Below are 19,930 nucleotides of genomic sequence, written 5' to 3'. Positions count from 1 at the left end.
CACCCCGACCCTGATTTCGCTCAGGTCATCGCCTTGCGATAGGCCTCCACCAACCCGTCGATCTCCGCCTTGGTCCGCTTCTCGGTGACGGCGATCAGGATCGAGTCGACCAGGTCGGGATACCATCGACCCAGGGCGATCCCGCCGTGGTAGCCGAGCCGTCCGACCTCGGCGAGTACCTCGACCGGGTACTTGGTCGATCGAACGACGAATTCCTTGAAGAACGGGCCAGGGAACGCGATCGAGAGCCCTTCGACTTCGGCCAGCTTTTCGGCGGTATAGTGTGCCTTGCGAGTCGACGACTCGGCGACCTCCCGGAGTCCGGTAGGCCCGACCGCCGCCAGGTAGATGCTCGCTCGGAGGGCCAGGAGGCCCTGATTCGTGCAGATGTTCGAGGTAGCCTTCTCGCGTCGGATGTGCTGCTCGCGAGTTTGCAGGGTCAGTACGAAGCAGCGTTTGCCGTGGCGATCGACCGTCTCGCCGACGATCCGACCCGGCATCTTTCGGACCATCGACTCTCGGCAGGCCAGAATCCCGAGATACGGGCCACCATAGCCCAGGGGATTGCCCAGGCATTGCCCTTCGGCCACCACGATGTCCGCGTCATAATCACCCGGTCGGCGGAGCAGACCCAGGCTGATCGGGTCCACCGAGACGATGGCCAGCGCCCCACGAGATCGGGCCTCGGCGACCAGACGGTCCACATCCTCGAGCTGCCCGAAAAAGTTGGGATAGGCGATCACGACGGCCGAGGTATCGTCGGAAATCGCCTTTGCCAGGTCTTCAGGCTCGACCCGACCTCCGACGGCGGGGACTTCGACCAGCTCGGGTTCGAGGTTGGCAAGGTTGGTGGCCAGGATCTGACGATGCTCGGGGTGGATCGATCCGGCGACGACGACCCGTCCCAATCGGCGGGTGATGGTCATTGCCATCAGCACCGCCTCCGAGACCGCCGAACCACCGTCGTAGAGGCTGGCGTTCGAGACGTCCATCCCGGTGAGCTGGGAGATCAGGGTCTGATACTCGAATGTCGCCTGGAGCGTCCCCTGGCTCGCCTCGGCCTGATAGGGGGTGTACGCGGTGTAAAACTCACCCCTTGAGGAGAGGTTATCGACCACGGCGGGGATGAAGTGGTCGTAAGCACCTCCTCCGAGGAAACAGGGGCGGAGGTCGGCCCCGATGTTACGGGCGAGCAGGGCACCGACCTCGGAGGTCAGTTCCATCTCACTGAGGGCCTCGGGGATCGCCAGGGGGCGTTGGAGTCGGTACTCGGGCGGGATCATGTCGAATAGCTGGTCGAGCGAGTCGAGTCCGATTGCCCCCAGCATGATCCGCACATCATCAAGCGTGTTCGCGATATAAGCCATGATTCGATCCGGGGCGGTCCTTCGACCGGCGATGGGCGGAAAATCTCTTGCAGATTGCGGTCGAAGACGTGTCGATCTGAGGGGTCTTCACAAGCAGCCGGCACCCATGACTTGGGCCCGCAAGCTTCCGATGTGGATTACCCGGGACCTCGGGATTCAGGCGGAGATCTTAATGAGCCTCGTCGGCCACCTTGGCTTGATAGGCGTCGAGGTCCAGGAGTGACGCGATTGGCGAAGTGTCGGTTACCTTGAGCTTGACCAGCCAGCCCTTGGTATAGGGATCCTCGGCGAGGATCTGTACGTCCTTGGCCACGGCTTCGTTAATCTCGAGAACTTCGCCGCCGAGAGGGGCGTAGAGGTCGCTAACGGCCTTGACGCTCTCGACTTCGCCGAACGGCTTGCCCTTGGTCAGGGTGGCTCCGGGCTTGGGCAGATCGATCATGATCAGGTCGGTGAGCTGGTCGACCGCGAACTTCGAGATCCCGAGCGTCGCGACATCACCGTCGAGGTGGACCCACTCGTGGGTCGGGGTGAACTTGAGGGTTTTCGGGTCCATGGATAGATCCTGAAGGGAGCTGGATGAGATTCAGGCCTGGGATGGGTTTCGGCGATAGAAGGGTAGTTTGACGATCTGCGCAGGCTCGTCGTGGCCTCTTACATCGACTGTAAGCAGGGTGCCGATCGCCGCCGAATCGGGCCGGACCAGGGCCATCGCCAGGGTGCGTCCCAGGGTCGGGGCGAAAGTCCCTGAGGTAATAGACCCCACGACCTCGCCGTCTTGCTGGACGGCATAGCCCTGGCGAGGGATGCGTTTGCCTTCCAGCGCCAGGCCGACCCGAGACCGACCGGGGTTGGACTTGAACTGACGGAGGGACTCGCGGCCGACGAATTCTCCCTTGTCGAGCTTGACGGCCCAGCCGAGCCCCACGGCATAAGGGTTGACGGTCTCGTCCATCTCGTGGCCATACAGCGGCATCGCGGCCTCGAATCGGAGCGTGTCGCGTGCCCCCAGGCCGCAAGGCAGGACCCCGAAGACCCGACCGGCATCCATGAGGGCCTCCCAGGCCGGGACGGCCGCCTCCTTGGGCAGGACCAGTTCGAAACCGTCTTCCCCGGTGTATCCGGTCCGACTGATCAGGGCATCGTTCCCCCGAAAGGTCCCGGTGACGCATGTGTAATATGGGACATCCGTCAAGGCGACGTCGTAATGACGCTGGGCGACGGCCAGAGCGGCCGGCCCCTGGATGGCGATCATGGCGCTATGAAAAGTTTGGTCCTGCATCCGAGCCTCAAACCCTGCCCGGTGCAACTCCAACTGGATGAGTACCTTGGGGCGGTTCGAGGCGTTGCAGACCATCGCGTAGCTGCCGCACGGCTTCCGATAGACCAGGATGTCGTCGAGAATTCCACCCTGTTCATCGACCATCAAGCTGTACTGAACTTGTCCAGGCGCCAGCTTCGACACACGATTGGTGGTCACTCGCTCCAGCCAGTTCAGCGACTCCGGACCATCGAAGTCGATCCGGCCCATGTGGCCGATATCGAATATGCCGACTCGGTTCCGGACAGCCTGATGTTCCTCGATGATCGTCGAATACTGGACAGGCATTGACCATCCGCCGAACTCCACGAGGCGTCCGCCATGGGATTGGTGCCAGTCGTGGAGGGGCGTCTTCAGGAATGCTTCGGAGGACATCGCCTATCCCGATTGAAGGAGGCGAACTCGGACACTGATGAGTGACTCGTTCCGACGAGCCGATCCGGTCGATGGCCGAATTGTAGCCGAGTTCGGGCTCTTTCGACAACCGATGCTGCGCCGGAACTCATGGCCGAATGATCTGAACCTGGGCCGGTCTCAGAGGATGAGCCGGGCAGACTCGCGATCGAGATGGAGGACCGCACCAGGATGCCGTCGAAGGGCGGTTGCCGGACAATGCTCGTCGATCGGGCCCCGGACCGTCGCCAGGACCGCCTCGGCCTTCCGGGGGCCGGGCACGACGACGGAGACCACAGGGGCGGCCAGGAGAGCAGGTACCGTGAGTGTATACGCATGAGTCGGCACATCTTCGATCCGATCGAAGCAGCCGTCATTCAGTTGCTGTGTCCGGCAAGCAGCATCTAGGCGGACGACTTTGATCAGAACAGGATCGAGGAAGTCGGCGACCGGCGGGTCGTTGAAGGCAAGATGGCCATTTTCACCGATCCCCGCGCAGACGATATCGGTCGGCTCATCGATAAGTCGTTGTTCGTAGGCCAGAGCCGTCCTGAGCGGCCGATCCGTCTCCTCGCCAGGGATCAGGCGGAGTTGATCTTCGACCATCCCGGCCAGTCGAAAGATCCGTTCCTGGAGGTATCTCCGGAAGGAGGCGGGATGGTCGGATTCCAGCCCGAGATATTCATCCATGTGAAAGCCGACGACGCGTGTCCAGTCGATTCCGTGGTAGGCGATCAGCGCCGCCAGGAATTCGTTCTGACTGGGAGCTGCCGCGAAGACCACATTCGCTCTGGGGGCAACCGCCTGCCTGGCGGCGATTGCGCGGGCAACGCTTTCGGCGGCGGCGCGTCCCATCTGGACGCGATCCTCATGAACGATCACTCGGAGCGAGTCGGCCGTGAACTCGGCCACGGGATGGGCTTCGGGTGCGATCATGGGGGACTCCCGACCGGGCCATCGGTCGGCCGGGCCCTTGCCCTGACGCACTCACCGTTCGGCCCGCGTCGCCCAGAGTATCCTCACTGATGGTCGCTCGCAAGGACAGGGTCGCGGAGGTCGATTCGATCAGGCAGACAAGCTGGCCAGCCGAATTCCCCGCGGTGAGGCCGATTTCGCGGGGACGGTCTTCAGTTCCTCGCAGAGCTTCTGGCATTCCGTGAGGTTGACCAGGAGTGTCTCGGCCAGGTAAGCCTCAGTAGCGCCATCGGAGGCCCATTGGAGCTGCTCGTGGCACTGGTTCATGTGGTCGAGAAGGTCTTTCATCCAGAGGAGCGTGTTACGTCGGTTTCGCATCGTGCGGTCCATCTCCTGACAGTTCTCATGGTCAGCGGTCGGCTCATTTTCAATCGAGCGGCGACGGAAAGGTTCAAGGCAAAGGCCATGCCGGTCGGGGCTAGGGCGAACTTTCGAGTTGCCGTAATCCTTGATGCGGCAGAACTTGAGAAATTCTTGTCGATTATTCGAGATCCGGGCCAGACCCCTTGATACTGTAAGATTTACAGGGGGACATGACTCGCACGAGGTTGGCTTCCTTTTCGACAAGCACCGCCCTAGACTGGGGTAACCGACACCTGGACTGCCGACTGATTCGAGGCCTCGTCGGTTGATCGATCCCGGGGAACTCGCCCGATGTCGTCCCCTGAACAGAGACTGAAGCCGGAATGGCCTCTCGCCGCGACCGCGAGGCGCTGGCCAGGAGCGCTGTCGCGCTGGCTATTTGGACGGGTCTCCAAGCCCTCGATGCCGCTCGGGCCTCCCGTTCCGCTGGCCCGGTTTCGCAACATCTGCATCAGCCATGAGGCCGGATCTGGGGCCGGTTTGATCGGGCGGATGGTCGGGACCCGTCTCGACTGGAAGGTGTTCGATCACGAATTGATCGAGGCGATTGCAACCCGGATGGAATTGACGACCGACGAGGTCCGGAGCTTCGACGAGCTGGCTCCCAGCGTCGTGCAGGATTGGATCTTGCCGCTTCGCGAGGAGCATTATGCCCCGCAGGAAGCATACCTCGACCACCTGGCCAAGCTGGTTGAGGCCATTGGTCGAGCCGGGGACTCAATCATCCTTGGCCGGGCCGCGGGGTTTCTCCTGCCGAGGGAAGAGACCCTCTCGATCCGGATCGTCGCCCCGATCAAGGACCGCGCCCTCCGATTATCCGAACGGATGGGTGTCTCACTGAGGACTGCCCGTCGAGCCGCCCGCGACCTCGACCGACGTCGAACTCAGTTTGCCCGGACGATGTACCGGCTCGACCCCGGTGATCCCCATAACTTCGATCTGGTCCTCGACTCTCAGAGCCTAGGCCTACCGATCGTCACGGAGGTCATTGTCCGGACGATCGAGGCAGGTCGGGGCTTCCCGGTTCCGGGCAATGAACCGATTCGGATTTCGACGGAAATTCCAACCGGATCGTGATCCCGCAAGTCGCGAACATCCCGACTTCCGGGACCTCTCAAATTCGAGATTTCCCGACGAACGGAAACGAGTCAGCGCGAGCCGCTCCGTTCGGACTCGATCATGTCCGGAGAAGCGGACTCGATCACCGCACGGTACTTGTGGGCCGATTTCAAGGGCTGGCCCGTGTACTCCTTCAATCCCCAGTAACCCCACTTCGTGTAGGATCCGCAGTCATAATACCAGCAGATCGGGCCAAGCTTCGCCGGTAGGGCCGCGATCAGCTTGGAGTATGCCCGCCCCATCCTCGGGTCTCGATTCACCGCGGTGAGGAGATCGGTGGACTTGTCGTCCTGCCAGTTCACCAGGTGTTGTCCGGCCTCGTAGATGACCAAAGGGACCTTGTTTTCGTCGGCCCGGTCCTGATACCAGGCAATTTGTTTTGCACTCTCCGAGATCGCGGCGTCCAGCCCTTCGATCACCTTGGTGACGGCACCTTCGGGATCCTTCTGATACTGGGCCGTCGCCGCCTTGAGGTTGGCCTTCGTCATGAAATATGCCGTGCAACTGATCGCGTCGAAGCCGTATCCATCCGCTTTGTACTGCTTGAGCGCGACGACCAAGGTGTGCTGGTAGCCTGCCTGGCGAGCCAGGACCCGGACGCATTTGCGGGAACTAGGCAGGCTCTGCTTGAAGAGATTCACCAATCGTCCGTCCCGACGTGCGATCCACTCCCATTCGCCGAGCTTCTCCTTCTCCTTGGCGCGGGCTTTCATGTGCTGGGACCATTGCGACATCCCGGTGTTCCAAACTTCGTTGCTGTACTCGACGTAGAGCGTCAATTCCTTGTCGAGGCATCGATCGACCAGCTCGGCTAGTTGGCGAACATAGTCATCCGATGCAAGTGCGGGAATGCATATCCATAGATCTTTGTGCAATACGTTGGCGAGTTCGCAGATGACCTCTTCCTCGATTCGCTTCCGACTGTAATAGGAGAATCTCGAAGAGTTGACTCGATCTTTCCAATCGACCAGGGTCGACCCATTCGTGGACTGCCAGTCCATCGCGCGTAGGACGGAGAATGGCTTGAGGGAATCGAGAAAGCTCTGATTGAACGTCTTGCCCGCATGTCCGGGAATCACAAAGGAAAGGTCGCGGAGCGGAGCGTCGGCGCGGGAGTTGATGAAAACGATATCTATCTTCCAACCTGGAGGAACACCGGACTTGTTCAGCTTGAGAGTCCGGGGTTTGCCATCTCCATTGAACTCGACCTCGCACCAATTTTTATCGTTGAAGTTGCCGGAGACTCGGATCTTCCCGATGCCCTTCGCATTCAAGGTGTAAACTCCCGCGGGCAGGTGGGCGTTCAAGGCCACCAGGAGCGTGGTCGGCCCGGTCTTCGAGTCGACTCGGGTCGGCCAACCTTGCTTGTTGTACTCGGGTTTGGGGGCGGCACCCTTGAATCCATTGAACGTTCCAGATCCTTTGATTAGGTCGGCGAAGATCAACGAAGAATTGTCGTAGTGGATGATTCCGCCACCGAGGTTCACGCCATGTTTCCGCCCGCCGGAACCGCCAGGAGGCTCCTGGGCCCAAACGGGGGAGTAAGTGGCAATTGCCAGGAAGAAATTGAAGCACATCAATCGAGCAAGTCTCATCAGTGATGATCCTCCGTCGGATGTTTGCGAGTCATCCCAGATTCAAGCGATAGGTGAGTTCGAGGCGTTCTTGAACGGTTTCGAAAGAATCCAGTTGGACCGACCGGAATCCTGAACTCCCTCTCGAGTGATAGCCCGAGAAGCGGCGGCGGTCGAGCCCCGGCGTTCAGCGTTCCGGTCGATCCCGTCCATGATCGAGAAATGGCAAGATTTCATCAATACACCCCGACAGGCCCTGGGTCGGTCAAATGGATGCCGAGAAGATCCGACCGCCGGTCGAGTTTCATTATCAATCATAAAATAACAACCCGCTCACCAGAGCGACCTCGGTGAGAATCACTAAAAATTGGGGTGTCCTGAAACCTCGATCGGCAGTAATTACGAGAAATTCGGCGCGATCCCAGTCCGGAAGCACAGCTTCGATTTGCAACGGGTATCGCAATGGGCCCTATCCAGGCCCATCCGCCTGGACCCGAGAAATGTTCTCGGCCGGGAATCCTGTTTGGCAGAATCGACCAGAATGCCAGACGAAAAGTCTTCCGGAGAGGATCGATGAAGAGACCGGAACGTATCCGTCGATCAAGCCGCCTGAACCCGGTCGAATCGCTCGAATCTCGCGGCCTGATGACCATGGCCACGCTGGCCCCCCTGCCGGATCTGAGCCTCACGAAGGGAGTTGCGACGCCTCCAGTAAATCTCGACGCCTATTTCAAGGACTCCCAGCCGGCTCCCAACTTCGCAATCTTTGACACCACTCTGGGCACGATCCCGGTCTTGCTGACCCCCCAGACGACTCCGTTGACCGTCGCTAATTTTCAGAGCTACGTGAACAAAGGTGCGTATAACAATACCATCGTACACCGATCGGTCCCCGGATTCATCTGGCAAGCGGGAGGCTTCCAGCTCACTTCTCAGCCGAGCATCTCGGCGATCGCTTCCGACACTCCCGTCCGGAATGAGTTTGGGGCCTCCAATGTTCGCGGTACGATCGCGATGGCCAAGCTCGGCAACGATCCCAACAGTGCGACGAGTCAGTTCTTCTTCAATGAGTCGAATAGCAACGCGGCCAATCTCGACAATCAGAATGGCGGGTTCACCGTATTCGGGAGCGTTGTGGGGACGGACGGCCTCGCGGTGATGGACGCGATCGCGAAGGTTCCTTCCCCCACCCCGGCGCCGCTGGCCTCGCCCCTGGATCAGATTCCACTCCTGAATTACACCGCGGGAGCGACCGTTCAGCCCTCTAATCTGGTCTTAATCAAGAGCGTGTCCACAACCAGCGAACTCTTCTTCACCGCAAGCGATACCCCGGGAGTGGCCACCGCTACGGTCCAGGGGAACAACCTGATCGTCTCCCCCATCGCGGCCGGGACCGCACATATCACGGTCCTGGGCTACGGGTCGGATGGGGCACCCACGGCGGAAGTATTCACCGTGAATGTTTCATCAGGTTCGGATCCGACCACGACTCCTCCGGCAGTCGAGCCGCCCTCGGACTCTTCCGTGGCGCAGCCCCCGCCCACGACCTCCACGATGCCGGTCGCCACCTCCACGATTCCGGCGGCCCAGCCGAAATCGGTTTTGAGCCTGACGGCCAAAGGGCCAGTTCCCTCCTCGGTGATAGCCGGTCAAAACTCCAGGATCAGGCAGAAGATCTTCCTGACTTCCCCAACTAGCCCGGTTGTACAGAGGACCAAGGTCGCTCTGAAGCTATCCTTCAACCCAACCGGCTCGTTCGAAGACATCACGATCGCCAACGTTTCGAAAATGGTCCGATTGAAGGCAGGTCAGCAGGCCAAACTCACCCTTTCCGGGAAGAAATTGAATCCGACAATGGCTCCTGGAACTTATCACCTTCTGGCCATCGTGACCGACCCCGACGGCGCGACGACGACGGTTGACACCGGGAAAACAGTCGTCGTCCGCGCCCCGGGATCGAAGATCTCTTGAAGGTATTCTTTGGAGGGTCCCAGGTTCCTCGACGAAGCTCGAATTTAAGGCCGGATTGGCTCGTCTCGCTCGTCGAATCGCTCGACTACGGCCCAGCCTAGCTTCTCCAAGGGTCCGGCGACGATCTCGGCGTCGGCGACCACGACGAAGACGAGGCTCGTCGGATCGATTTTCCGACGAGCGGCCGCCTCCATCGTGGAGGGTCGGACCGCTTCGAGCCTCTCGGCGAATCGGGCATGATAGTCGTCGGGAAGCCCGTGAAGAAACAACCCGGCATATCGAGAGACCAAAGCGGAAGGGGTCTCGAAATGCCTGGCCTGTCCCTCGATTAGGGATCTTCGGGCGTCGTCTAGCTCGGCCATAGAAGGGGGACGGTCGCCGAGCAAGGCGACGACTTCACCCCGAAGGTCATCCAACGCCTCGGCGAGCCGGTCGGACTGGAGTGAGGAGGAGATCACGAAAGGTCCGGCCCCCCTCCGGAAGTCGAAATGGCTACGAACCCCGTAGGTGAATCCCTTTTCCTCGCGGAGTCGGGCGTTGAGCCTGGATGTGAACTGGCCGCCGAGGATCTGGTTCCAGACGGTCAGATCCATGAAGTCGGGGTCCAACCGATTGGTGCCGGTCTGGCCCACCCGGACGACCGCCTGGGGTGCCCCGGGACGATCCAGGAGCAGGATCCGAGACCGACCGGCGTCTCCGGATTGCGGGATCGCCGGAGAGGGGAGAGGTTCGCCCGTCCAGTCCGAGAGGCGAGCATCGAGCAAGGCCACTACTTCGTCCGGATCGACGTCACCTGCCACGACGCAGGCCGCGTGCCCAGCCATGTAGCGACCCCGATGGAACCCGCGTAGATCGTCGATCGTCAATCGTGAAACGGTGGACTCATCGCCGTCGGACGGGATCCGATAAGGGTGTTCGACATCGAACAGGGCTCGGAGCAAGGCGCGACCGGCGCGAGCTTCGGCACTGTCGCGTTCGGCTTTGAGTCCGGCCAGAGTCTGGGCGTGGATTCGATTCCATTCCGACTCCGGAAAAGAAGGATTTCGGAGGATGTCGACGGCCAGATCCAGAGTAGGCTCCAGGTGCGAGGACAGGCACTGGAGACCGACGTAAGACCCGTCCCAGCCCGCAGAAGCCGAGAGGCTAGTCCCCATCCCCTCGATCGACAGGGCAATCTCGTGCGAGGAACGAGTGGTCGTCCCTTCGTCGAGCAGGTCGGCTGTCAGGCTGGCCAGACCGCCCTGCGAAGCCGCATGGGTCGAGGCCCCGGCATCGATCACGAATGAGGCCGCGACGATCGGCAGATCGCGACGAGGCAGGAACCAGATGGGCACCCCACATCGGAGCGAGCGCACCTCCGGTCTTGGGGCACGATAGGCCAGGGCTGAGGATGGGCTCGGCGGGACTCTCCGATCGAGGGGCGTGACGACGGTTGTGGGCTTCCGACCCAACACGGAGAGGCAGACCCGCGAGGCACGATCCAGGTAGGTTGCGGCGGCCCTGCGGACGGACTCTCCGTCTACGGACTGGTAACGCTGGAAATCACTGGTGATTCGACCGGGGTCCCCCAGGTAGGTGTTGTAGGCATTGAGCCTGTCGGCCACGCCCCCGAAACCTCCGACGTTATCCAGCGCGTAAATGAACCCTGCCTGACGACCGTTCTTGACGCGGGTCAGCTCGGCTTCCTCGACACCTCGATCGGCGATCGAGGCGATCTCCGCGTCGATCAACCCGCGAACTTCCTCCCACGACTTTCCCGGGCGGAGGGTGGCGGTGATTCCGAATGTACCCGCCAGTTCCCGACCTGATTGATGAGCGCCGACATCCTGAACCAGGCCTCGTTCCACCACGAGCCTTCGGAAGAGTCGTCCCGACTTTCCACGCCCCAGGATATCGCCCAGAACGACTAGGGCCGCGTCATCGGGGCCGAAATGGGGGACCGTGTGCCAGGCCAGGTAGATCCGGTCAAGCTCAACCCGGTCGCGAAAGGTGAGGTCTCGCCCTTCCGGTAACCCTGTTTCGGGCGTCCAGACGGGTGGGGCCTTGATTCCGCCGGGTAAGTCGCCGAAGTAGCGATCCGCCAAAGCCAGAGCCCGTTCCTCGTCGATATCTCCGACGATTGCCAGGCTGGCATTACTCGGGACGTAAAAGCGTCTGAAAAACGCCTCGACATCGTCGCGGCTGGCCGCCTCAACATCTTCCATCAGACCGATCGTGGTCCAGCTATACGGATGGGACGGAGGGAACATCGCTTCGGCCAGGAGTCGCCAGGCCATCCCATAGGGCCGATTGGCGACGTTCTGGCGGTACTCATTCTTGACCACGTCCTTCTGGATCCGCAGCTTTTCCTCGGTCAGGGCCGGCAGGAAGAAACCCATCCGATCCGATTCCATCGCCAGGGCCAGCTCGACATGCGCGGCAGGAACATCCTCGTAATAGTTGGTCCGGTCAGATGAAGTCGATCCGTTGATGCTCGCCCCGAGCCGTTGAAGTGGCTTGAAGAAATCGCCCGGGTAGTGTTCCGAACCTTCGAACATGAGGTGCTCGAAGAGGTGGGCAAACCCACGTTGCCGACGCTCTTCGTTCTTCGAACCGACGTGATACCATAGATTAACGGCAATGACCGGGAGCGGCCCCTGGCGCCTTGCGATGACTTCCAGGCCATTAGAAAGTGTGGTTTTGGCGAAGCGAAATTGGTCGAGCTGGAGGGGAGAATTCATCGATTCGGGCACGCCCAGGGAAGGAAATTTGGGACAAGGCTCGTCACGAAATCACGATACCGCAAGTATGGGATGATGCCTACCGACTCGATCGACAATTCATCTGAGTTAGCCAATTCAAGCGTACCCTGGTCGTCCAGCGAAAATTCTCTTCAGGATCGAATCCGCCAGCGATACAATAACTAGATGGATTGAGTGAGTCTTGGAAGCTCGGTCGCGTGATTGGTGAAAATCGTTAGATCCTCCCGGGCGGCGATACCTAGCAGCTAAACCTGAACTCGTCGAGCATAGATAGGCAACAAGGCCGCTGACCCGTATGTCGGTGGCGATGATTCGAGTACCGAATTAGAGAAAAGGCCGGGTCGTGAACTGGGACGACATCATTGTCGACGCCGCCGCGACCGACACCGGCATGCGTCGCGCGAATAATCAGGATAGTTACAAGATCGTCCGCGCCTCGAGGCCGGAAACGTGGCGTCAGCGAGGCCACGTTTTCGTCGTTGCCGACGGGATGGGTGCACATGCCGTGGGCGAGATGGCCAGCAAGCTCGCTTGCGATAACATCCCCCATAATTACGTCAAGGCCAAGTCGTGCACGCCGACCGAGGCGATCACCAAGGCATACAAGGAAGTCGCCAGTCTGATCAACGGAAAGGCCACGGCTAATAAAGAATTCGAGGGCATGGGCACGACCACGTCCACGCTGATCCTCCTCCCAGAGGGGGCGTTGATCGCACACGTGGGCGATTCCCGGATTTATCGAGTCCGGAACGGCCGGATCGACCAGCTCACTTTCGACCATAGTCTTGCCTGGGAGCTGGTCAAGCGCAACCACCTGACCAAGGAGCAGGCGCTCAAGGCGGTCCCCCGGAACGTCATCACCCGGAGTCTCGGACCCGACCCGAATGTCGAGGTTGATATCGAAGGGCCTTACCCGCTCGAGCCAGGAGACGTCTTCCTCCTCTGTTCCGATGGTTTGTCCGGCCCCATTGAAGATCATGAGCTCGGGGCCTTCGCGGCGAATTTCCACCCCAAGGACGCTTGTCGATATCTCCTTCAACTGGCCAATCTACGCGGAGGGCACGACAACATCACCGTGCTTATCGCTCGGATTGGACCTTGGAGCGAACCCGAGTCCGAGGAACAGGTCCCCGAGGTTGCCGTCGCTCACGTTGAGAATGGTCGGCGAGGGGGTTGGATGAAGGGAATCGCCTCGGGGCTGCTCGGGAATAAGAGACGAGCCGGATCCGCGAGTGCGGTCGAGGAACATCTCTATCGGAGCGAAGAATGTCCGATCAATGAGGAACTGGTCGACCGACTGGCCGAGCAAGTTCGCGTGACCCAGCAAGCGGCCATCGAACAGACTTGGCCGGTGGAATGGACGAGGCTGGCTGGCCTACGGAGACGGGCCGAGAAGCTCCGGAACGAGGGAAAACTCAGGGAGGCCTTGAAAGAGCTGGGGGAATCGATCGAACTGCTGGGATTGGCGGGTCGGACTCACCGGAAAGCGGCCGGTTGACGGAGCCTTCGTACTGATGACCGAGCCTTCGGAAACCGACCCTTCGAGCCTCTGCGCCCGCCCTGCTCGCGTCGCACCCTCGGCGACCCCTCCCCTGTCCCCACCGCTGCAACTCAGCTCGGTCTACGAATTCGACAACCTGGACCGGATCGACGCGATTTATCAGGGCCGAGAGTCCGGCTTCGTCTATGCCCGGGATGGACATCTCAACGCCGCTCAGCTGGCCTCCAAGATGGCTGCGTTGGAGGGGGGAGAAGCCGCCCTGGTCTGTGGATCGGGCATGGCGGCCGAGTCGGCCCTCCTGCTGACCCTGCTCGAGCAGGGAGACCGGGTCGCCCTCTCGGAGGGCCTTTACGGACGGACCCTGGTGCTGGTCGCTCGAGAACTGGCCCGATTCGGAATCGGATACGACCTGTTCGATGGAACCCGCCCCGAATCGCTTCGCGAGGTGCTGACGCCCCAGACCCGCGTCGTCTTCGTCGAGACTCTCTCGAACCCGCTCCTGCGATTGGCCGACATCGAAGGCCTTGCGGCGATCACCCGCCCAGCCGGGGTGATCCTGGCCGTTGATCACACATTCGCCCCCCTGCTCTGCCAGCCACTGAAACTCGGGGCCGACCTCGTGACCCACTCCGCCACCAAGGCGATCGGGGGACACAGCGACGTAACACTGGGGCTCTTGATCGGACCAAAGCACCTGATCGATCGGGCCTCTTCGGTGGCCTCGACATTCGGATTGACCGGTAATCCCTTCGACGCCTGGATGGCCCTTCGGGGTCTCTCGACCCTCGCGGTCCGGACCGACCGCTCTTGCGCCTCGGCGTCGGAACTAGCCTTGCGACTGGAAGGGCATCCTGAAGTGGAACGAGTCCATTATCCGGGACTTACGAGCCATCCCGACCACGCCCTGGCCGGCCGGGTCCTGACCGGCGGCTTCGGCGCGATCGTCAGCTTCGATCTCGGCAGTCGCGAGCGGGCCGACGCTTTAATCCGGTCCCTGCACCACATCCCGTACGCCCCGAGCCTGGGGGACGTTTCAACAACCCTGAGCCATCCCACGACTTCAAGCCACCGCTCTCAGACACCCGAGCAATGGGCCGGTCAGGGGATCACTCCAGGTCTGATCCGTCTCTCGGTCGGCGTCGAGTCCGTCAACGACCTCTGGGCTGATCTGGGCCAGGCGCTTGATCGGGTCCGAGAAATTCAACTCGCCGATTAAAAGTCGATCCTCAATGGACGCCCGTACCTTCTCGTTCGACGATCCTCCGGACGACCGGCGGGGTCGAACCATTCAATGCCTTGCGGATCGCTCGCCCCGAGGCTTCCCCGGCTTTCGCTTGCTCTTCCATATGGTCGACCAGTCGTCGGACTTGAGATGAGAGGACCCAGATCGACCCTGCGATGATCAGCATTCCCGACCAGAGGATGGCCGCGAGACTATTGAGATTCACGTGCAGGTGCATCGGGGGCATCCATTTTCCTCGACGAGATTCGACACATCACTGGGCGGACGAATCGGACTCATCAGCGATTTTAAAAGTTCAAGAAGGTTCAAGATTCGGGGGTAAGCGAGGATCGTGGGGCGATATCGGAGGGTGGGCCGGGCGGACATTCCGGATTGAAATGGGCGATCGTACCAGTTGAGGTACCAGCGAGCAACCATTCAGTTGGTCGAGGCCAGTCGGTCGAGTTCGGCCTCGTCAATGATGGGGATCCCGAGGGATTGAGCTTTCTCCAGCTTGCTTCCCGCGTCGGCACCGGCCAGGACCATGCTGGTCGACTTCGAAACCGAGCCGGTCACCCTCCCCCCGAGTTGCTTGATGAGGGCCTCCGCCTCGGGCCGGGTCCGGTTGGGCAACGTCCCGGTGAGGACGAGTGTCTGGCCTGCCAGCGGAAGGCGACCGCTCGGGGCGGTGGCGGGCTTGACCTGGGCCGGAGCGACCCCGATCGCGAGCAAGTCGTCGATTAGTTTCCGGCTTGAATCATGATTGAAGAACTCAAAAACACTGGCCGCGACCACTCCGCCGATCTCCGGGACGCCTTCGAGCTCGGCCAGACTTGCCGATCGGACCGCCTCCAGGGTGCCAAACCGTTCGGCCAGGACCTCGGCACCGCGAGTCCCGACATGTCGGATCGTCAGGCCGGTCAGGAATCGATCCAACGAACGTGTCTTGCTGGCCTCCAGACCTTCGATCAGATTGTGTGCCGACTTCTTCCCCATCCGGTCCAGGCCGGCCAGGGTATCCTCGTCGAGCCGGTAGAGGTCCGCCTGGCTTCGAACCAGCCCGCGATCGACGAGTTGTTCGATCAGCTTGATTCCCAACCCCTCGATGTCCATCGAGTCGCGATGGGCGAACCAGCGGATGGCCTCCTTGAGCTGTTCGGGGCAGGCGGAGGGCGGATTGGTGCATCGATAGTCGACGCCGTCGGGCTCGCGTTCGACGGGAGCGTTGCAACTCGGACAGAGCGTCGGGAAGACGAAAGGAATCTCGGAGCCCTTTCGGGCCTCGGTCTCGACCCGGACGACCTGTGGGATGATTTCGCCCGCCTTCTGGATGACGACCATGTCGCCCACCCGGACATCCTTCCGGGCGATCTCGTCGGCGTTGTGCAGGCTGGCCCGCCGGACGGTCGTGCCCGCCAGTCCGACGGGTTCGAGGTCGGCCACCGGGGTCAGCTTGCCGGTCTTGCCGACCTGGACTCCGATCTGAATGACACGAGTCACCGCCTGCTCGGCCGCGTACTTGTAGGCGATGACCCATCGCGGGCTCTTGCTTCGATTCCCGAGGCGCTCGCGCTGGCGGAGGTCGTCGACCTTGATGACAAGTCCGTCGGTCTGGAATTCCAGGTCATTCCGGAGCGTCTGCCATCGGACGGCGTGCTCGATCACCTCGTCGATCCCATCGTAAAAGGCATTGTGGGGACTGACCGGGAGGCCCCAGCTCTTGAGCCGCCCGAGGATCTCCGAGTAAGAACCGGCCACAATCCCGCGGGTCTCGCCCAGCCCATGCGCGATGAACTTGAGGCGACGGGCCGCGCAGATTTTCGAGTCGAGCAGCTTGAGCGAGCCGGCCGTGACATTCCTGGGGTTGGCGTACAGGGGTTCCTCGGCGGAGGCCCGGATTTCATTGAGCCGGATCAATTCGGCGTTGGTCATGTAGACCTCGCCGCGCACCTCCAGGATCTCGGGCGGATGGTCGCCCAGGATCATGGGAATCCCGCGAACTGTCCGAAGGTTGGCCGAGATGTCATCTCCCTGCCACCCGTCGCCTCGGGTCGCGCCCAGGGTGAACTTCCCGCCCTCGAATCGGATCGTGACCGCCACGCCGTCAACCTTCAGCTCGACCGCGTATCGGACCGACTCTCCGGGATTGAGTGCCTTCCGGACCCGAGCATCCCACTCGCGAACCTCGTCGAAGTTGTACGTGTTCTCGATCGAGAGCATCGGCAAGGCATGGACGACGGTGGCAAACTCGTCCAGGGGCTGGCCGCCGACTCTTTGCGACGGACTGTCGGGGGTGACCAGCTCGGGATACTGGGCCTCCAACTCCTCCAGCCTGGCCATCAGCCGATCGTACTCGCGATCACTGATGACCGGTTCGGCATCGACATAATAAAGGCGATTATGTCGCTCGATCTCGGACCGAAGCGAGGCGATCTCCTTTGCCGCATCCGAGTCCGCCATCGCGATCTCCCTCCCGGATCGAGTCGGCGCGGGAAAGCCGGTCGTCTCGGAATCTTCCCGCGACGAACCGGCTGTTCCGCATCGATCCTTCAGGCCACCTGGCCTCAGGCCCCTCCGAAGACCCACTCCGAGCCCGCGATCTCGTAATCGACGATCTCGCCGGGCTTGAACCAGAGGGCCATTTCACGCTCGGCCGACTCCGGGCTGTCGCTCCCGTGGATCAGGTTATTCTGCTTGCTGATCGAGAAATCCCCGCGGATGGTCCCGGGGGCCGCGGCAACGCCGTTCGTGGCACCCAGCATGGTCCGGACCACGGCGATCGCCTCGTTTCCTTGGAGGACACCGACGACGACCGGCCCGCCGGTGATGAAGTCGATCAGGCCTTCGAAGAACGGCTTGCCCTTGTGCTCTCCATAATGCTGCTCGCCGAGCGAGCGGTCGACTTGGAGGAGCTTCAAGGCGGCGACCCGCAAGCCCTTGGCCTCGAACCTCTGGAGGATCTGACCCACCAGGCGCCGCTGGACGCAGTCGGGCTTGAAGATGATCAAGGTGCGTTGCATGTCGATTTCATCCCTTGCGGCGAAAGCCGCCGACGTTCGAAGTCTGGTCCATTTCGCCTCGTGAAAGCGGACGAGTAGTCTAGTCGCCCGCCCGATAAGGTTCAATGACTCCTCGACAATCCCGAGATAGTCCCGAGCCGCTCCCAGGCCCGATGTCTCTCGCTCGGGTTGAGGCTTCCGCCTATCGCGATTACGATCAACACGCCTCCGATTGGGGATGTCTCCCGTCGAGGTTCGGGGAGAGTCGGGGGATTCGGCCTTGGATCATCGAACGGGGAAAGCGACGGTTGTCGGGGATGACCCTCGGGCCGAGTATCGCCGGAGGCACGACGAGAGCCGATCGAAAGCGACCGGGCTTGCCCGACAGGACGACGCCCTGGGCAATGTTCGGCTCGGACTCTTCCTGGCCGGGATCGTGCTGGCCATCCTGGCCTGGCGGGGCAATTTGGGGCCGGTCTGGGCGTGCTTGCCCTTCGTCGGGTTCGCGGTCGTCGTGTTCCTACATGGGCGGATCACGACCGATCGTCGGAAGGCCGAGGGCAGGGTGGCCCTCCATGAGCGGGCATTAGCTCGGCTCGACGGCCGATGGTCGGGGCTGGGCGTCCCGGGGACTCGCTTCCTGGATGAGGATCATCCCTACGCGGCCGACCTCGACCTGTTCGGCGTCGGCTCGCTTTTCGAGCGGCTTTGCACGGCGAGGACCCCGACGGGCGAAGCCGTGCTGGCCTCCTGGCTCCTGAGTCCCGCCTCTCCCGGGGAGATCGCCGAGCGTCGCGAAGCCATCATCGAACTCCGACCCCGGCTCGACCTTCGCGAAGATCTCTCCCTGCGCGGGGACGCGGTCCGATCGAGCGGCCCTCCTGAGGGGTTGGCCGCCTGGGGGGCGATGCCCCAGCGGAAGGCCAGCCGATGGCTGAGGCTCCTAATCCTGCTCACGACCTTGCTGACGGTCGGCTCGTTGATCGCCTGGCTCGCGGATTTCCTGGGTGGCTTCGTCTGCTTCGTTTGTCTCGCCGTCGAGGCGGCGATCGCCGCCCTGCTGGCCCGTCGGACCTCTCATGCGGTGGCGGGGGTCGAGGATCGATCGGCCGAACTGGTCACGCTGGCGGGTCTGCTGGAACGAATCGAGGACGAACCTTTCGACTCGCCCCGGCTTCGGATGTTGAAGGGAAGCCTCGGGGATCAAGGCCTTCCGGCCTCGCGGCAGATCGCCCACCTGGCCGGTCTGGTCCAATGGCTGGAAGCCCGCCACAACGTCTATTTCGCCCTGTTCAGCTCGCTCTTGCTCTGGAAGACCCAACTCGGCCTGGCGATCGAGTCCTGGCGAGCGACGGAAGGCGCCTCGATTGCCCGATGGTTGAAAGTGGTCGGGGAATTCGAGGCCCTGGCCTCGTTGGCGGAATACGCCTTCGAGAACCCGGCCGACCCGTTCCCCGAGATCCTGCCCGATGGCCCAATCTACGAAGGGGAGTCGATCGGTCATCCCCTCCTGGCCGAGTCGGTCTGCGTCCGGAACGACCTGAAGCTCGGCGGCGAGCTGCGAGTCCTGGCGGTCAGCGGGTCGAACATGTCGGGCAAGAGCACCTGGCTCCGGACCCTCGGGATCAACGCGGTCCTGGCCCAGATGGGGGCGCCAGTCCGGGCGAAGTGGCTCCGGCTCTCCCCCTTGACGATCGGCGGGACGCTCCGTGTCCACGACTCGCTCCAGGCGGGCCGGTCGCGTTTCTACGCCGAGATCCTCCGGCTCAAGCAGCTGGTCGAGATGGCCGGAGGATCGCCACCGCTGTTCTTCCTGATCGACGAGGTCCTCCACGGGACCAACTCGCACGATCGGCTTCAAGGGGCCGAGGCGGTCATCCGGGGCCTGATCGACCGGGGGGCCATCGGCCTGTTCACCACACACGACCTGACCCTGGCCGAGGTCGCCGGCCGGCTCGCCCCCCGGGCCATGAACGTCCACTTCGCCGACCACCTCGACGAGTCCGGACGACTCGCCTTCGACTACAAGATGAGGCCCGGGATCGTTACACAGAGCAACGCCCTGGCCCTGATGCGAGCCGTGGGCCTGGAGGTGTGATCCAAGCCCTTATCGGTAGCCACCGGGGTGGGCAAGGCCCACTGAGCCCCTTAGGATCGCATCGACCCGGTGAAAGTTTGCCGCCCAACAGGACACGCGATTATTGCCGCGATTGATCGCATGATAGATCAGATCGTAGTCAGTCGGTCGAAGTGGGCGTCCCATCTGACCGAGATTCGCCGAACAATTGACTGATTTTATGGGGAATGATGAACTGCTCAGAAAATTTCGATTGACGTTCGCAATCACCAGACGGACGGCGATCGGGGTCGGCTCGCTTGGGGGG

At 61.8% G+C, this 19,930-nt stretch carries 15 protein-coding genes; 5 read left to right on the top strand and 10 right to left on the bottom strand.

The annotated features are described in order from the left end of the window. Window positions 1-20: 20 nt before the first annotated feature. The 5 genes from gcvPA to P12x_RS07835 all read right to left on the bottom strand — a co-directional run bounded on the left by gcvPA (window position 21) and on the right by P12x_RS07835 (window position 4,374). Window positions 21-1,367 (bottom strand): aminomethyl-transferring glycine dehydrogenase subunit GcvPA, encoded by a 1,347-nt coding sequence (gene gcvPA, locus P12x_RS07855; RefSeq protein ID WP_435010318.1) that lies wholly within the window; start codon window positions 1,365-1,367, stop codon window positions 21-23. A gap of 169 nt (window positions 1,368-1,536) precedes the next feature. Then, window positions 1,537-1,923, bottom strand: a complete 387-nt coding sequence (gcvH, locus tag P12x_RS07850; RefSeq protein ID WP_435010317.1) for a glycine cleavage system protein GcvH — start codon at window positions 1,921-1,923, stop codon at window positions 1,537-1,539. A 30-nt stretch (window positions 1,924-1,953) separates the two neighbouring features. Next, a complete protein-coding gene (gene gcvT, locus P12x_RS07845; protein ID WP_435010316.1) occupies window positions 1,954-3,063 on the bottom strand; it encodes a glycine cleavage system aminomethyltransferase GcvT in 1,110 nt (369 codons plus the stop codon). A gap of 159 nt (window positions 3,064-3,222) precedes the next feature. Next, on the bottom strand, window positions 3,223-4,017 hold the full coding sequence (locus tag P12x_RS07840) for a 6-phosphogluconolactonase (RefSeq protein ID WP_435010315.1): 795 nt from the start codon (window positions 4,015-4,017) through the stop codon (window positions 3,223-3,225). Window positions 4,018-4,146: 129 nt separating this feature from the next. Beyond that, window positions 4,147-4,374 (bottom strand): hypothetical protein, encoded by a 228-nt coding sequence (locus P12x_RS07835; RefSeq protein WP_435010314.1) that lies wholly within the window; start codon window positions 4,372-4,374, stop codon window positions 4,147-4,149. A gap of 336 nt (window positions 4,375-4,710) precedes the next feature. Here P12x_RS07835 and P12x_RS07830 point away from each other — a divergent pair, with 336 nt between their 5' ends. Further along, window positions 4,711-5,496 (top strand): AAA family ATPase, encoded by a 786-nt coding sequence (locus P12x_RS07830; protein ID WP_435010313.1) that lies wholly within the window; start codon window positions 4,711-4,713, stop codon window positions 5,494-5,496. 71 nt (window positions 5,497-5,567) lie between these two features. On the opposite strand, the gene P12x_RS07825 is transcribed toward P12x_RS07830, so the two are convergent. After that, entirely contained in the window at window positions 5,568-7,133 is a 1,566-nt protein-coding gene (locus P12x_RS07825) for a hypothetical protein (RefSeq protein WP_435010312.1), read from the bottom strand. Window positions 7,134-7,685: 552 nt separating this feature from the next. Here P12x_RS07825 and P12x_RS07820 point away from each other — a divergent pair. Further along, window positions 7,686-9,083 carry a peptidylprolyl isomerase gene (locus tag P12x_RS07820; RefSeq protein ID WP_435010311.1) on the top strand — a complete coding sequence of 466 codons (1,398 nt, stop codon included), beginning with the start codon at window positions 7,686-7,688 and terminating at the stop codon, window positions 9,081-9,083. A gap of 44 nt (window positions 9,084-9,127) precedes the next feature. Here P12x_RS07820 and P12x_RS07815 read toward each other — a convergent pair whose 3' ends face one another. Further along, window positions 9,128-11,803 carry a M16 family metallopeptidase gene (locus P12x_RS07815; RefSeq protein ID WP_435010310.1) on the bottom strand — a complete coding sequence of 892 codons (2,676 nt, stop codon included), beginning with the start codon at window positions 11,801-11,803 and terminating at the stop codon, window positions 9,128-9,130. Between the two features lie 364 nt (window positions 11,804-12,167). Here P12x_RS07815 and P12x_RS07810 point away from each other — a divergent pair, with 364 nt between their 5' ends. Together P12x_RS07810 and P12x_RS07805 are read left to right on the top strand one after the other, a co-directional pair. Next, window positions 12,168-13,322, top strand: a complete 1,155-nt coding sequence (locus P12x_RS07810) for a PP2C family protein-serine/threonine phosphatase (RefSeq protein WP_435010309.1) — start codon at window positions 12,168-12,170, stop codon at window positions 13,320-13,322. Window positions 13,323-13,338: 16 nt separating this feature from the next. Then, window positions 13,339-14,541 (top strand): trans-sulfuration enzyme family protein, encoded by a 1,203-nt coding sequence (locus tag P12x_RS07805; RefSeq protein ID WP_435010308.1) that lies wholly within the window; start codon window positions 13,339-13,341, stop codon window positions 14,539-14,541. 10 nt (window positions 14,542-14,551) lie between these two features. Here the strand turns inward: P12x_RS07805 and P12x_RS07800 are convergent, their stop codons facing one another. The 3 genes from P12x_RS07800 to ndk all read right to left on the bottom strand — a co-directional run bounded on the left by P12x_RS07800 (window position 14,552) and on the right by ndk (window position 17,567). Next, window positions 14,552-14,794, bottom strand: a complete 243-nt coding sequence (locus P12x_RS07800; protein WP_435010307.1) for a hypothetical protein — start codon at window positions 14,792-14,794, stop codon at window positions 14,552-14,554. 191 nt (window positions 14,795-14,985) lie between these two features. Then, a complete protein-coding gene (gene ligA, locus P12x_RS07795) occupies window positions 14,986-17,007 on the bottom strand; it encodes an NAD-dependent DNA ligase LigA (protein ID WP_435010306.1) in 2,022 nt (673 codons plus the stop codon). Between the two features lie 104 nt (window positions 17,008-17,111). Continuing rightward, on the bottom strand, window positions 17,112-17,567 hold the full coding sequence (gene ndk, locus P12x_RS07790; protein ID WP_435010305.1) for a nucleoside-diphosphate kinase: 456 nt from the start codon (window positions 17,565-17,567) through the stop codon (window positions 17,112-17,114). 259 nt (window positions 17,568-17,826) lie between these two features. On the opposite strand from ndk, the gene P12x_RS07785 reads away from it, so the two are divergent. Continuing rightward, window positions 17,827-19,644 (top strand): MutS-related protein, encoded by a 1,818-nt coding sequence (locus tag P12x_RS07785; RefSeq protein WP_435010304.1) that lies wholly within the window; start codon window positions 17,827-17,829, stop codon window positions 19,642-19,644. Window positions 19,645-19,930 lie beyond the last annotated feature (286 nt).

It is taken from the genome of Tundrisphaera lichenicola (assembly GCF_051175385.1).
In the GTDB taxonomy this organism is placed as follows: domain Bacteria; phylum Planctomycetota; class Planctomycetia; order Isosphaerales; family Isosphaeraceae; genus Tundrisphaera; species Tundrisphaera lichenicola.
The sequence above is the reverse complement of the archived record's forward strand: the minus strand, read 5'-3'. Positions and strand labels throughout refer to the sequence as shown.

What these genes read in the sequence shown, in the direction of transcription:
- gcvPA (WP_435010318.1), bottom strand. Translation starts at nt 1,367, where the DNA reads ATGGCTTATATCGCGAACACGCTTGATGATGTGCGGATCATGCTGGGG.
- gcvH (WP_435010317.1), bottom strand. Translation starts at nt 1,923, where the DNA reads ATGGACCCGAAAACCCTCAAGTTCACCCCGACCCACGAGTGGGTCCAC.
- gcvT (WP_435010316.1), bottom strand. Translation starts at nt 3,063, where the DNA reads ATGTCCTCCGAAGCATTCCTGAAGACGCCCCTCCACGACTGGCACCAA.
- P12x_RS07840 (WP_435010315.1), bottom strand. Translation starts at nt 4,017, where the DNA reads ATGATCGCACCCGAAGCCCATCCCGTGGCCGAGTTCACGGCCGACTCG.
- P12x_RS07835 (WP_435010314.1), bottom strand. Translation starts at nt 4,374, where the DNA reads ATGCGAAACCGACGTAACACGCTCCTCTGGATGAAAGACCTTCTCGAC.
- P12x_RS07830 (WP_435010313.1), top strand. Translation starts at nt 4,711, where the DNA reads ATGTCGTCCCCTGAACAGAGACTGAAGCCGGAATGGCCTCTCGCCGCG.
- P12x_RS07825 (WP_435010312.1), bottom strand. Translation starts at nt 7,133, where the DNA reads ATGAGACTTGCTCGATTGATGTGCTTCAATTTCTTCCTGGCAATTGCC.
- P12x_RS07820 (WP_435010311.1), top strand. Translation starts at nt 7,686, where the DNA reads ATGAAGAGACCGGAACGTATCCGTCGATCAAGCCGCCTGAACCCGGTC.
- P12x_RS07815 (WP_435010310.1), bottom strand. Translation starts at nt 11,803, where the DNA reads ATGAATTCTCCCCTCCAGCTCGACCAATTTCGCTTCGCCAAAACCACA.
- P12x_RS07805 (WP_435010308.1), top strand. Translation starts at nt 13,339, where the DNA reads ATGACCGAGCCTTCGGAAACCGACCCTTCGAGCCTCTGCGCCCGCCCT.
- P12x_RS07800 (WP_435010307.1), bottom strand. Translation starts at nt 14,794, where the DNA reads ATGCCCCCGATGCACCTGCACGTGAATCTCAATAGTCTCGCGGCCATC.
- ligA (WP_435010306.1), bottom strand. Translation starts at nt 17,007, where the DNA reads ATGGCGGACTCGGATGCGGCAAAGGAGATCGCCTCGCTTCGGTCCGAG.
- ndk (WP_435010305.1), bottom strand. Translation starts at nt 17,567, where the DNA reads ATGCAACGCACCTTGATCATCTTCAAGCCCGACTGCGTCCAGCGGCGC.